This is a genomic window from Terriglobus sp. TAA 43 (assembly GCF_000800015.1).
GTDB lineage: Bacteria > Acidobacteriota > Terriglobia > Terriglobales > Acidobacteriaceae > Terriglobus.
This window is the reverse complement of sequence record NZ_JUGR01000002.1, coordinates 549,068-562,101: the sequence shown is the minus strand read 5'-3', so window position 1 is coordinate 562,101 and position 13,034 is coordinate 549,068. Positions and strand designations below refer to the sequence as shown.

Here is a 13,034-nt window from a genome sequence, read left to right as displayed (position 1 = left end):
CATAAGAGTGCTTCCGCATGCTTCCAACTGACGTAAACAACCAGACCTTCTCCCAGCGCGGCGAAAAAATCGCGCCGGGCAAGCTGGCTGCTGCTCAGTATGTGATCGCGTTCATTCTTCTGGTGTTGTTTGCCGGACTGTGGCGACTGCAGGTGTTGGGCGCGGAAAACTATCGCCTGCTGGCAGAGGCCAATCGAGTCCGCAAGGTTCCGATTCTCGCGCCGCGTGGCCGTCTTTTCGATCGTGAAGGCCGCCTGCTGGTCGACAACTACTCCTCCGTCACCTGTTTCCTGTTGCGCGAACAGATGCGCGATGCCGACCTGCCGCTGATCGCCGAGGGGCTGCACCTGCCCATGGACCAGCTCCAGTACATCCTGCACCACTATCAGTACGCGCCAAAATACCAGCCCATTCCGCTGAAGCAGGACATCACGCCGGACGAACAGGCTTTCATCTCCGCTCATTTCAATGAGTTACCGGAGCTGGAAACCCTGGAAGAACAGCGCCGGCTGTACCCGCGCGACGGTTTCGCTGCCCACCTGATCGGCTACGTCGGCGAAATCAGCGAAAACGACCTCAAGAATCCCAAGTACGACTTCTACGAACCCGGCGACGTAGTAGGAAAATTCGGCGTGGAAGAGGCGTATGACGCCATCCTGCGCGGCACCGACGGCTCGCGCGATGTGATTGTGAACAGTCACGGTCGCGAAATCGGCAAGCTGGGCGAAGAACTCGCCGTCCCCGGCAAAGACCTGAAGCTCACCATCGATCTGGATCTGCAGATGGTCGCGGAAAAGGTGATGGAAGGCAAAAATGGCGGCCTCGTCGCCATGGACCCGCACACCGGCGAGATCCTTGCAATGGTGTCAAGACCCACCTTCGACCCGAACCAGTTCGCGGTGCGCCTCTCCCGTTCGTACTGGAACGGCATCATCACAGACGCGAATCATCCGCTGATGAACAAGGCCATTCAGGCGCAGCTTGCGCCGGGTTCCACGTTCAAAGTCATCATGACTCTCGCAGGCCTGCAGGAGAATGCTGCGCAGGATCTGCGCGTCGTGTGCAACGGCGGCGCCACGTTCTTTGGCCACTTCTTTGGCTGCGATCGCCACCACGGTTCGGTAGACATCCGCAACGCTCTGCCGTACTCGTGCGACACGTATTACTACACGCTCGCGAACAAGCTCGGCATCGACACGATTGCGAAATACGGTCATGAAGTCGGCATCGGTCAGAAGACCGGCGTCGATCTCCCCGGCGAGGCCTCCGGCATCATGCCTTCGCCGGAATGGAAGCTGAAAGCTCAGCGCGACAAGTGGTACGCGGGCGAGACGATCTCGGTCGGCATCGGTCAGGGTGCCACCCAGGCCAGCCCCATTCAGTTGGCACGCGCACTCAGCGGCATCGCGTCCGGTGGCGTCTTCATCCGGCCCCACTCGGTCATGGCAGACCAGATCGATCCCCAGATGCAACAGGCGCTTGAAGAGACCTATCCCGGCACCGGAAAGAAGCGCATCGACATCACACCGGAGAACTGGGAAGCCATCACCGACGCCATGGCGAACGTGACGCAAAGCAGCATCGGCACCGCGGCGGAAGCACATTTGGAAGGCATCGACTTCGCCGGCAAGACTGGCACAGCCGACGTCATTAGCGGACGCAAGAAGGGAACCGCAGACAAGGCCACCTTGCCCAACGCGTGGTTCGTCGGCATGACGCCACGCCGCAACCCGGACATCGTCGTAGCCGTTCTCTGGGAGCATGGCTACTGGGGCAACAACTCGGCCAAGCTAGCCGCGCAGGTCGTCAACGCGTTCGTTGAAAAACAGCGTAAGAAGGTCGGAAACCTGCGGTTGGTGCAGGCAGCCTTACCGCAGCCACCAAATCAGGACACTGGCACGAAGGACGACAAGCCCACACAACCTTCCGCCAGCGCGAAGCCGATTGCGCCTGCTGACAAGGACAACGCAAAGCCTTCCTCGCAGCCCGTGGCGCTGAAGCCGAAAGAACAGAAGCCCGCCGCTTAGCGACTGGCCTGATCGTCGGTGCCACTTATACTGAACTCAGCCGCAGATGACCCGTTTTTCCGCTTATCGTGACTTTGACTGGACGCTCTTCGGCTTCGTGATGCTGATGAGCCTCATCAGCGTTCTGGAAATCTACTCCGCCACAATGCACACCAAATTCCACGGCTTCCACACGAAGCAGATGGTCTTTTTGGCCATCGCCGTGCCATTGATGTTCATCGTCTCGTTGATCGACTACCACCGCTTGCTCGAGATTGCACACTGGGCCTACGGTATCAGCATCGCGTCGCTGCTCGCCGTGCTTGTCGTGGGCAAAAAAGTGCTGGGAGCACGACGGTGGATTGCCCTTCCCGGCGGCATTCACTTCCAGCCATCGGAGTGGGTGAAGCTCGTGCTCATTGTGGCGGCAGCGCGTTATTTCTGGGGTCTGTCGGGCAAGGATGATCTGGACTGGAAAGACATCGGCAAAGCCTTTGCGCTCATCGGCATTCCCATGCTGCTGGTGCTCAAGCAGCCCGATCTCGGCACAACAATGACATACTCGCCCATCCTTGTGGCGGGTCTGTTCTTCGGCGGCATCTCGTGGAAAAAGGCCACCGTTCTCATCGTTACCTTCGTCGTGATGGTGGCCGGGATATGGACAAGCGGCAAGGTTCTCAAGCCGTATCAGAAGGCGCGTCTCACCAGCTTCCAGCACCCCGAAAACGATCCCAAGGGAAGCGGCTACCAGGTACGGCAATCACTCATCGCCGTGGGTTCCGGCGGCATCTGGGGCAAAGGTGCAACCAAGGGAACGCAGACCCAGGGCGACTTCCTTCCCATCCCCTACACCGACTTCATCTTCGCGGCGCTCTGCGAAGAACACGGATTTGTCGGCGCTGCGCTGGTGTTGATTCTCTACTTCCTCATCCTCATCCGCCTCGTGCAAAACGCGCAGACGGCGAAGGACCCGCCAGGAACTCTACTAGTTATGGGCGTCGCAGCGGTCATGATCTTTCAGATCGCCATCAACATCGGCATGGTCCTGGGAATGATGCCGGTCACTGGTATCCCTCTGCCGCTGCTCAGCTACGGCGGGTCCAGCATCATCTTCACGTTCCTTGCACTGGGCATCGTGATGAATGTGCGCATGACCCGCTTTGTTAACTAGAACAGTTTAGAGGGCCGGTGAACCCGCTCCCGACAACACCACCGGCACCCGCACCCACTGCATTCCCGCGGCCTTCGCTGCGGCGATGCCGGCATCGGCATCTTCAAATACCAGGCAGTCTTCCGGGGCAATCTTCAGAAGTTCCGCGGCCTTCAGGAACGGTTCAGGATCGGGCTTGCCTTTGCTGTAATCTTCCGCACCCACCAGCACATCGAAGCGATCCAGAATCCCAAGTGCGGTGAGCGTCTTCACGATGTTTTCGCGCGGCGATCCTGACACCACGGCCAGCGGAATCTTTCCGTATTGCGCGGTGATGTGTGCCAGGACTGAGGCGATCGGCTTGATGTTCGCCACGCCCAGCAGATATTGCGCTTCCTTGTCGGCAACGATGGCTTCGGGGTCCATGGTGTAACCAAAGCGTTCGTTCAGCAACTTCACCACGCCCACGGGCGGAACGCCTGCCCACTCGTAGAACAGATTTTCCGGAAACGTGCCGCCATGGGCGCGAATCGTATCCGTCCACGCTATGAAGTGTGCGGGCATGGAGTCCGCAATCGTTCCATCCAAATCGAACAGGTACGCCTTGAAATTGCCCGAGGGAAGGGCCAGTGATTCACCGGACAAATCGTTTCTCCTGCTCTTATGATATCGATGTTGTTGGCGGACCAGCTTTGCGGAGGTTGAATGACTGCCGGTGTGTTGATGCTTCTGTTATTTCAATCTGCGACACCACGGCCTTCGCCCATCACTCCACCGAAGCTGCTTAAGATCCAGAAGCCCGATTGTGGCAAGGGAGCGGCCTGCTACGGGATACATGGCGACATCACCGTTGTTGCTGATGTCCTTGAAGATGGCACGGTGGGTAAGACGGAAGCAACGGGCAGCGACCCTGTTCTTGTCGAAGCCGCGGTAGCCGCAGCGAAGACCGCGGTATTTGAGCCAGGCAAGTTCCTCAACAAACCAAAGAGCATGAACTTCGATCTGAAGTTCCACTTCTGAGGGCATGCAGATCCCTCCGCCTCGCTGTGGATGTCAACGGTGGATAGTGCCGAGGCTTGATAAACTCGGCTGTAGATGATCGACCTTGCGTTTTCCATTCTTGCGGCTGACTTCGCCAACCTTGGTGAGGACATTGCCACGGCCGAACGTGCCGGTGGCACCGTTTGCCATGTAGATGTGATGGATGGCCACTTTGTGCCCAACATCACCTTCGGACCACCCGTTGTGGCCGCTGTACGCCGTTGCACCAACCTGCCGTTGGACGTCCACCTCATGATCGAAGACCCGGATCGCTACATCCCGGATTTTGCCAAGGCGGGTGCGGATTGGATCATCGTCCATCAGGAAGTTTGCCGCCATCTGCATCGCACGCTCTCGCAGATCCGCGAACACGGCATGCAGCCCGCAGTCGTCATCAACCCAGCCACGCCGGTAGAGACGCTCATTGAAGTGCTGCCCATGGTGCATCACGTGCTGGTCATGACGGTGAATCCCGGCTTTGGCGGCCAGAGCTTCATCCCGCGCTGCGTGGAGAAGGTGCGGCATCTTGCGTCGTTGCGTGAGGAGATGAACCTCAACTTCCGCATTGAAGTCGATGGCGGTATCGCCGTCGATACCGTGGGAGAGGTCGTTCGAGCCGGTGCTGACCTGCTGGTGGCGGGTTCCGCAATCTTCGCAGGCCCCGGAAATCAGGAGCAAACGGCAAGGAACGCCGAGGAATTCCTCCGCGTGGCGCGTTCAGCGGGTGAAATCCTGGTGTAGCAACATCCCGCGGATTTCCTCGTCCAACAGGGAAACCGTCCCAACGGCGCCCGCGTGATTCGTCAGTGGGCTTTAGAATGAATTGAGCTTTATTCCGGCAGCAAGATCGGCCGCCGGACCCAGGGGTTTCAGGCATGGTTTCACTCTTCGGGAAGTCGGCATTGCCGCGTTCCTTCTTCATTCGCCGCGGCGTTGCGGTCGCTCTCTTAATGGGCGGTATCGCAGCTTCGGCATGCGCGCAGCAGTCGCTTCCTCCGGGAACCACCACTGCCACACCCGACGACCAGACGCCCACCGCTGTCCTCAGCAACAACTCCGGTAAGAAGACGCGTAAGTCCACACAGGATAAGAAGGACGAGAAGGTCGTCCAGTCCAAGGACACCGTCAAGAGCGAGAAGGCCCGCAAGCAGCAGATGAAGGTGAATCCGCTGGGCGACGTCAAGAGCTCACAGCCGGACAAGCTGCTGTATGACAAGGCGATGGTCGCTATCAATAAGGGCCGCTTTGAAGTCGCACGTCTCGATCTGCAGACACTGCTTTCCACCTACCCTGACTCGGAATACCAGATGCGCTCGAAGTTGGCGTTCGCCGACAGCTGGTATCGCGAAGGCGGCAGCGCCGCGTTAGCACAGGCGGAAACGGAATATCACGACTTCATCATCTTCTTCCCGAATGCTCCGGAAGCCGCGGAAGCTCAGATGCGCATCGGTGACATCTACTTCAAGCAGATGGACCGCCCCGACCGCGATTACACCAAGGGCATCCACGCGCAGGAAGAGTATCGCAACATGCTTGCCCAGTATCCGGATTCCTCTCTGGTTCCGGAGGCAAAGCAGCATCTTCGCGAAGTGCAGGAAGTGCTCGCTCAGCGCGAACACTCCATCGGCGAGTTCTACGCTAGCCACGAGAACTGGGTCGCCAGCATTGCGCGTCTGCAGACCGTGGTCGATACGTATCCGCTCTACAGCCACATTGACCAGGTACTCATCAGCCTCGGCGATGCCTATGAGGCACAGTCGCGCTTCATCCGCACACTGCAGCTGCCGGAAGACGCAAAGGCTCGCCTCCTGAGGACCTACGACGATCAGGCTGCCGCTGCATATTCCCGCGTGGCCACACAGTATGCAGCATCGGCCCACGTCGAAGATGCGCGCGACCGCCTCGACGCCATGAACCGGCCCATTCCTGAGCCAACGCCAGAGCAGCTTGCTGCCAGCCAGGCCCTGGAAGACAGCCGTCAGACGTACACCCTGGCCAACCGTGCCAAGGGCCTGATCTTCCGCGGACCAGACACCGTGCAGACCGCCCGCATCGGCGATCCGGCTCTGGCTGATCCCAAGGCAACGCTTGCACCGGAAGTGGCACATCGCAGCGAAGAGGCCTACAAGGCCGCGCTTGATCCCAAGGCAACCGTGCCCGCTGTTGGCGCAAATGCTCCTGGGGACAATGCAGCGCCTGCTGCGGATGCTTCCGCTACTGGAACCACTGCGGCTGGAGCAGGAAGCGCTCCGGCATCGTTGCAGGACATTCCCGCTGAGAACGCAGCGCCCACCACTGCAGGAAGCAGCTTTACCGATACCCCAACGGGCGTCGCCACACCGACCTCTACCGGTAGCCGCAGCACGGGCGTGACGATTCTCTCGCCCGGAGCCACGGACAGCACCGGCAATTCGTCCACACCTCCGGCAGCAGGCAGCGTCCCTGCAGGCACCATCTCCGGTGTAGGTCCGCGCAACAACACGGACCTTCCCGCAGTGGAGAAGGCTGCCGAGGCTCCCGATGCGGTGAATGATGTCGCAGGACAGAAGACACCCGCTGGTCAGGCTCCTGTGCTGGACAAGAACGGCAAGCCCAAGAAGGTGAAGCCGGGGATCGACAGGGACGAAGAGTCCTCCAGCACGAACAAGAAAAAGAAGGGCCTCAAGAAGCTCAATCCCTTCTAAACACCAGCGAGTCATCGCAACGAAAGAGGCAGCCTTCGGGCTGCCTCTTTTCATGCACTACACGGGTTTATCGCAACGCGCTACACTTGCAATCCATGCGACCCATTAGCCTGTTCGCCGCCGCTTGTTTTGCTGTTCTACCCCTTGCTCACGCACAGACCGCTTCCTCTCCTGCCTCCGCGCAGGGCATGGTCGCTCCTCCGCAGATCGTCTCGCCTGACGTTGCAACGGACGGCACAGTGACCTTCCGTGTCGAAGCGCCTAATGCGAAGAAAGTCACGGTCACGGTTGAAGGCATGGCCAAAGCCGTGGACATGCAGCAGAACCAGAACAACGGTGTGTGGGAAGCTTCCGTAGGCCCGCTGCGACCCGATTACTACGGCTACACCTTCGCCATTGATGGCAAGCGCACACTCGACCCGCGCAACGCTGCCATCCGCCCGAACCTTATCAGCCCCACCACAGTCGTTCACATTCCCGGAGCAACGCCGCTCCCGTGGGAGATGCAGGACATCCCGCATGGCGAAGTCACACACCTCTTCTACCGCTCAAAACTCGTCACGCCCGATGCCGATGACGACGGCTACCGCAACATCTGGGTCTACACACCGCCAGGTTACGACCCGAAGCGCAAAGAGAAGTATCCCGTCCTCTACCTGAACCACGGCTACTCCGATGACTCCAACGGATGGACGCAGGCAGGCCAGGCGAACCTCATCATGGACACACTGCTCCACGACGGCAAGATCAAGCCAATGGTTGTTGTTATGCCGCTCGGTTACGGCACCATGAGCATCGTCCACGCGGGCTGGAACCGCGTCGGTAGCATGATTTTTAAGAACCAGCAGCTCTTTGAAGACCAGCTTCTGCACGAAGTCATCCCCATGGCTGAAGCGCGTTACAACATCGCGAAAGACCGCAATCACCGCGCCATCGCAGGCCTTTCGATGGGCGGCGGCCACAGCATCTACACCGGCCTGAACCACCCGGAGACGTTTGCTTACGTGGGCGCATTCTCATCTGCCGTCGTCTCACCCGCGCTGGCAAATGAGGGCTGGCGCAGCGCGGCGAATGAAGAGGCATGGGCCAAAGGCTTCGAAGCCATCGTTCCCAACTTCAAAACGCAGCAGCCGCTGAAGCTGTATTGGGAAAGCTGCGGCACAGAAGACTCTCTCATTACCGCCAACCGCGCCTTCGGCAAGTGGGCGAAAGCCAACATCCGCACAGAGAAACCAGATGGCATCCAGGTCCGCGAAACCCCCGGCATGCACACCTGGATGGTCTGGCGCGACGACCTGGTCGACTTCACACCGCTGTTGTTCCGGTAACCTCAAGTCGCGACAAATGTGAGCCGTGGATCGGAAAGATACACGGCATCGCATAATTCAAATATTTCTGGGGCTACATCGGTTCCAATGACATCTTCACGGTGAAGAGCCTTACCCACAAGAGGGCTCTTTGCCACTGGACGGTCAGATGCATTGCCAACCATGAAACCCGGACCTGCCTCTTGGTCATTGCGGAACAAAACTGTCGCGGCTCGTCGGTTATTGGGATGGGAGTTTTCTCCCCAGTCTCCGAAGATGAAATCGAAGACCGCCTCGCCATTGTGGCTCGGGTTCCATTCAACGAAATAAGCTGCTCGAGTTCTGTCTGGGGATTGAACGTAACCCCATACTCGGGTTGTATTCTCACCGCAACATTCGCATGGGCCGAATTCTTTTCGATGTTCCTCGCTGAATTCAATGCTGAGTTCGCTGTTTGGAGCCTGAATTACTGGCATTTACAGATCCTACTCGAGCGCGACATTTGAGAACCCGGTATCCTGAAAGGAGCGCACAACAGCGCTCCTTTTCTTATGCCGAACGAACTTCCCAAAGCCTACGACCCCGCCGCCATCGAACAGAAATGGGCGGACTTCTGGGTCGCCGAAAAACTTTTCGACACCCCGCTGAACCAGCCCTCCGATGGCCGCAAGCCATTCGTCATGCTGCTGCCGCCGCCCAACGTCACGGGCCGTCTGCACATGGGCCACATGCTCAACCAGACGGAGATGGACATTCTCGCCCGCTGGCACCGCATGCTGGGCGAAGAAAGCGTCTGGGTACCCGGCACCGACCACGCCGGCATCGCCACGCAGATGATGGTTGAAAAGCAGCTCAAGGCCGAAGGCACCAACCGTAAAGAACTCGGCCGCGACGCGTTCCTCGATCGCGTGTGGCAGTGGAAGTCGCAGTACGGCGGCGCCATCACCACACAGATGAAGCGCCTCGGCGCGTCGGTCGACTGGGGACGCGAATACTTCACCATGGACGAGAACCTGTCCAACGCGGTGACAGAAGCTTTCGTGCGCCTGCATGAACAGGGCCTCATCTATCGCGGCAGCTACATCGTCAACTGGGACCCCATCCAGCAGACCGCCGTGTCCGACCTCGAAGTCGAACACAAGGAAACCGTCGGCAAGATTTATCACATCCGCTATCCCTTCGCAGACGGCAGCGGCTCCATCGTCATCGCAACCACGCGCCCTGAAACGATGCTGGGCGACGTTGCTGTTGTCGTGAATCCGGAAGACGAACGTTACAAGGCGCTCCTCGGTAAGACCATCAAGCTGCCGCTCGTAGGCCGTGAAATCCCGTTGCTCGCAGACGAATGGGCCAAGCCTGAATTCGGCACCGGCGCTGTTAAGGTAACGCCTGCGCACGATCCGAATGACTACGAGATCGGCAAGCGTCATCAGTTAGCTGAGTTAACCATCATGGACGAGACCGCGCACATCGACCTGCCCGGCTCGCCCTATCACGGCCTCGATCGTTACGAAGCGCGCAAGAAGATTCTCGAAGACCTGGAAGCACAGGGCCTGCTCGTCGAAATCAAGGACCACACACTTGCGATTGCAACATCGCAGCGCAGTGGCGCAGTCATTGAGCCGCGTTTGTCGATGCAGTGGTTCATCAAGATTCAACCGCTTGCTGACAAGGCCATCGCAGCCGTCGAAGAAGGCCACATCAAGTTCACGCCACCCATGTACGCCAAGACGTACTTCGAGTGGATGCGCAACATTCATGACTGGTGCATCTCGCGTCAGCTCTGGTGGGGCCACCGCATCCCGGCGTATCACTGCCCACAGTGCGGCACCACCTGCGTTGCACGCACACGTCCGGAACGTTGCGGCTCCTGCGATCACGCAGAACTGCAGCAGGAAACTGACGTGCTCGACACATGGTTCTCCAGCGGTCTTCTGCCGTTCACGGTCTTTGGCTGGCCGGAACCAACGGAAGACTCCGCGAAGTTCTATCCGACAGATCTTCTCGTCACTGGCTTTGACATCCTCTTCTTCTGGGTCGCCCGCATGATCATGCTGGGCACACACTTTATGCTCGACGTGCCCATGCCCGACGGCAGCAAGCGTGAACTGAAAGATGCCGTGCCCTTCCGCGATGTCTACATCCACGCACTCGTGCGCGATGCCGATCGTCAGAAGATGTCCAAGACCAAGGGCAACGTGATCGACCCCATTGAGATCATCGAGCGCTTCGGTACTGATGCGGTGCGCTTCACACTCGCATCGCAGGCATCGCCCGGTACGGACATCGCATTCAGCGAAGCGCGCACCGAAGGCTATCGCGCCTTCGCCAACAAGATCTGGAACGCTGCACGCTTCCTCTTCCTGCAGATCGACCGCGCACGCGCCGCTGGTTACAAGATGACCATGGGCGCAGCGAACCCGGTCGGCGCTCTGCCAGAGATCACGCCCATTGAAACGCGCTGGATCTTCGCGTGCCTCAATGCAGTGACCGTTGAAGTGGATAAGGCACTGAAGGACTATCGTTTCGACGAAGCCTCCAACGCCGTCTACCAGTTCTTCTGGGGCGAGTTCTGCGACTGGTATCTCGAACTCGTAAAGCTGCGTCTCGATTTCCCGGAACTAAAGGAAGGCGAACAGCCTATCCAGAACCCGGAGACAGCCATCTCGCTCGCAGGACTCGTCGGCGTCTTCGAAGCGTCGCTGCGCCTGTTGTCGCCATTCATGCCCTTCCTCACAGAAGAACTGTGGCACGCGCTGTACGAAGGCAAGCCCTACGCAAAGAGCATCGCACTCACACGCTTCCCGCAGCCCAGCGACTTCCCGGCAGACGACACCGCAGTCTCCGCCATTAGCACGCTGCAGGAACTTATCAACACCATCCGCGGCCTGCGCAAGGATTTGGGCGTTCCTGAAAAAGAAGCTGCTCCCATCCTCATCCACGGCGACCACCGCACTCTTGCACTCGCCGACGCGCATCGTGACATGCTGGCAAAACTGGCACGTGTCAGCGATGTCGACTTCGCATCAGAAACTCTCACCGGAACCGACGCACGTTCCGGCGTGGGTTTCGATGTGCGGGTCGTCTACGAACGCCAGATCGACGTCCCCGCAGAGCGCGAACGCCTTACCAAGGAAATCGCCAAGCTGACCAAGGGCCTCGAAGCAGCCAACCGCCAGTTGGGTAACGAAGGCTTCATGGCCAAGGCACCGGCAAACGTCATTGAGGGCCTGAAGAAACAACAGTCTGAAACGCAGTTGCTCTACGACAAGGCAAAGGCCGCACTCGAAGCGCTACCCGCGTAAAAGCTGTAAGTACATAGCAAGCCAATGGAATGCCGGACTTAACAATAAGTCCGGCATTCCCGTTTTATCGTTACAAAACTTAACCGAACAATTTCCATTGCGTATAGAAAACTACATAGGTATGATGGCCACGTTTGATCGCCGTCCATGTTCTCGTCGTGAAGTGTTCAAAGAGGAAAAGCAACAACTAAATCTTTAGGAAGAAACCGGTTGCCGGATAGAGACAAGTCAAAATCGACCCGACATCTGAATTTTTCGAAAACGATTGCAATTTTTCCCCAACCAAACTCACGCTGCCGCGTATATCTAGGTGCAGCCTCTTTAATCTGGTTCCTTCGGGAGTAGCCTCATGCGCTTTGGTGTAAGTGCCCGCGTCGCTTTTATCGCAGTTATGTTCGCTACCGCTCCTTGTACGGTTGTGTCTGCTCGAGCAGCATTGGCACAAACTGCCGTTGCGAAAACGGACATTGCGGACACCTGGCAGGGAACTCTCAATGTGGGAAGAGACCTGCGCACCGTCATCAAAATCAGCAAGATGGCAGACGGCAAGCTCAAGGCGCAGTTCTTCAGCATTGACCAGAACCCACGCCCCATCGATGTTACGGACGCTATCTTTCACGATGGCGAACTAACGCTCAAGGTGGACATGATCGGCGGTGTCTACACCGGAAAGATGTCGCCGGATGGCAACACCATCACAGGTGATTGGAAGCAGGGCGACAAGCCTCTGCCGCTCATCCTGACTCGCGCCACCAAGGAAACAGCATGGGCCATTCCGGAGCCGCCCAAGCCTATGCCACCTATGGCTGCAGATGCCGATCCGAACTGGGATGTCGCCACGGTGAAACCCGCTCCGCCGGATGAAAGAGGCAAAGGCTTCGGTGGTCCACCACGCCACTTCCGCACGGGCAACACCACCCTGAATGACCTCGTGATGTTTGCGTACCAGGTCAACACCAAGCAAATCATCAATGGTCCCGCCTGGATGGAGTCCGATAAGTTCGATATCACCACCGGCGAACCAGATGTTCCCGGCGCGCCGAGTGACGATCAGGTGCGCTCCATGATGCGCAAGCTGTTGGCAGATCGCTTTGGCTTGAAGTTCCACAAAGGCCAGCAACAAATGTCGGCGTATGTCATCAGTGTGGCCAAAGGCGGCCCGAAACTCACAGCCAGCAAGTCCGATCCACATGATCCCACAGCGTTCTTTTTCCCCAAGCTGGGTAGTCTGATCTTCCGCAATATCAGCATGGACGGCTTTGCTTCATGGATGCAGAACGGTGTCTTTGATCGCCCCGTGGTGAACCATACGGACATCCCGGGTCGTTTTGACGGCACACTCAAGTGGACACCGGATGAGACGCAATTCCAGATCTTCGGCGTCAAGATCGTTCCGGATGAATCGGCGGACGCGCCTCCGCCCATCACACCTGCCATGGACCAGCAGTTGGGCTTAAAGCTTAGTGCGGAAAAGACGGCGGTCGATGTAATGATCCTCGATCACGTGGAAAAGCCCGGCGACAACTAAGTCCTTCACAGTC

Annotated in this window: 10 protein-coding genes; 8 read left to right on the top strand and 2 right to left on the bottom strand. The window is 58.3% G+C overall.

What is annotated here, in order from left to right:
- Positions 1–17: 17 nt before the first annotated feature.
- Both mrdA and rodA read left to right on the top strand, forming a co-directional pair.
- Positions 18–2,027, top strand: a complete 2,010-nt coding sequence (gene mrdA, locus M504_RS16975) for a penicillin-binding protein 2 (RefSeq protein ID WP_052200967.1) — start codon at positions 18–20, stop codon at positions 2,025–2,027.
- Positions 2,028–2,073: 46 nt separating this feature from the next.
- Positions 2,074–3,177, top strand: a complete 1,104-nt coding sequence (gene rodA / locus M504_RS16970) for a rod shape-determining protein RodA (RefSeq protein WP_047496138.1) — start codon at positions 2,074–2,076, stop codon at positions 3,175–3,177.
- Between the two features lie 6 nt (positions 3,178–3,183).
- Here the strand turns inward: rodA and M504_RS16965 are convergent, their stop codons facing one another.
- The gene (locus tag M504_RS16965; protein WP_047496135.1) at positions 3,184–3,801 is read right to left on the bottom strand and encodes an HAD family phosphatase; all 618 of its coding nucleotides are present in this window, start codon (positions 3,799–3,801) and stop codon (positions 3,184–3,186) included.
- A gap of 60 nt (positions 3,802–3,861) precedes the next feature.
- Here M504_RS16965 and M504_RS16960 point away from each other — a divergent pair, with 60 nt between their 5' ends.
- The 4 genes from M504_RS16960 to M504_RS16945 all read left to right on the top strand — a co-directional run bounded on the left by M504_RS16960 (position 3,862) and on the right by M504_RS16945 (position 8,209).
- Entirely contained in the window at positions 3,862–4,176 is a 315-nt protein-coding gene (locus M504_RS16960; RefSeq protein ID WP_047496132.1) for an energy transducer TonB, read from the top strand.
- Positions 4,177–4,251: 75 nt separating this feature from the next.
- On the top strand, positions 4,252–4,938 hold the full coding sequence (gene rpe, locus M504_RS16955) for a ribulose-phosphate 3-epimerase (RefSeq protein ID WP_047496129.1): 687 nt from the start codon (positions 4,252–4,254) through the stop codon (positions 4,936–4,938).
- 134 nt (positions 4,939–5,072) lie between these two features.
- Positions 5,073–6,881, top strand: a complete 1,809-nt coding sequence (locus tag M504_RS16950; RefSeq protein ID WP_047496126.1) for an outer membrane protein assembly factor BamD — start codon at positions 5,073–5,075, stop codon at positions 6,879–6,881.
- 95 nt (positions 6,882–6,976) lie between these two features.
- A complete protein-coding gene (locus M504_RS16945; RefSeq protein ID WP_047496123.1) occupies positions 6,977–8,209 on the top strand; it encodes an esterase in 1,233 nt (410 codons plus the stop codon).
- Positions 8,210–8,211: 2 nt separating this feature from the next.
- Here the strand turns inward: M504_RS16945 and M504_RS22150 are convergent, their stop codons facing one another.
- Positions 8,212–8,664: a hypothetical protein gene (locus tag M504_RS22150; RefSeq protein WP_156993942.1), complete on the bottom strand. Its 453-nt coding sequence runs from the start codon at positions 8,662–8,664 to the stop codon at positions 8,212–8,214.
- A 75-nt stretch (positions 8,665–8,739) separates the two neighbouring features.
- Between M504_RS22150 and M504_RS16930 the strand changes: the two genes are divergently transcribed.
- Positions 8,740–11,493, top strand: coding sequence for a valine--tRNA ligase (locus M504_RS16930; RefSeq protein ID WP_047496116.1), 2,754 nt, complete (start codon positions 8,740–8,742; stop codon positions 11,491–11,493).
- 349 nt (positions 11,494–11,842) lie between these two features.
- Complete coding sequence (locus M504_RS16925; RefSeq protein ID WP_052200965.1) at positions 11,843–13,021, top strand: TIGR03435 family protein; 1,179 nt, start codon at positions 11,843–11,845, stop codon at positions 13,019–13,021.
- Positions 13,022–13,034: the final 13 nt, after the last annotated feature.

Coding starts and splice junctions, on each gene's coding strand:
- mrdA (WP_052200967.1), top strand. CDS start 18: ATGCTTCCAACTGACGTAAACAACCAGACCTTCTCCCAGCGCGGCGAA.
- rodA (WP_047496138.1), top strand. CDS start 2,074: ATGACCCGTTTTTCCGCTTATCGTGACTTTGACTGGACGCTCTTCGGC.
- M504_RS16960 (WP_047496132.1), top strand. CDS start 3,862: ATGACTGCCGGTGTGTTGATGCTTCTGTTATTTCAATCTGCGACACCA.
- rpe (WP_047496129.1), top strand. CDS start 4,252: ATGATCGACCTTGCGTTTTCCATTCTTGCGGCTGACTTCGCCAACCTT.
- M504_RS16950 (WP_047496126.1), top strand. CDS start 5,073: ATGGTTTCACTCTTCGGGAAGTCGGCATTGCCGCGTTCCTTCTTCATT.
- M504_RS16945 (WP_047496123.1), top strand. CDS start 6,977: ATGCGACCCATTAGCCTGTTCGCCGCCGCTTGTTTTGCTGTTCTACCC.
- M504_RS22150 (WP_156993942.1), bottom strand. CDS start 8,664: ATGCCAGTAATTCAGGCTCCAAACAGCGAACTCAGCATTGAATTCAGC.
- M504_RS16930 (WP_047496116.1), top strand. CDS start 8,740: ATGCCGAACGAACTTCCCAAAGCCTACGACCCCGCCGCCATCGAACAG.
- M504_RS16925 (WP_052200965.1), top strand. CDS start 11,843: ATGCGCTTTGGTGTAAGTGCCCGCGTCGCTTTTATCGCAGTTATGTTC.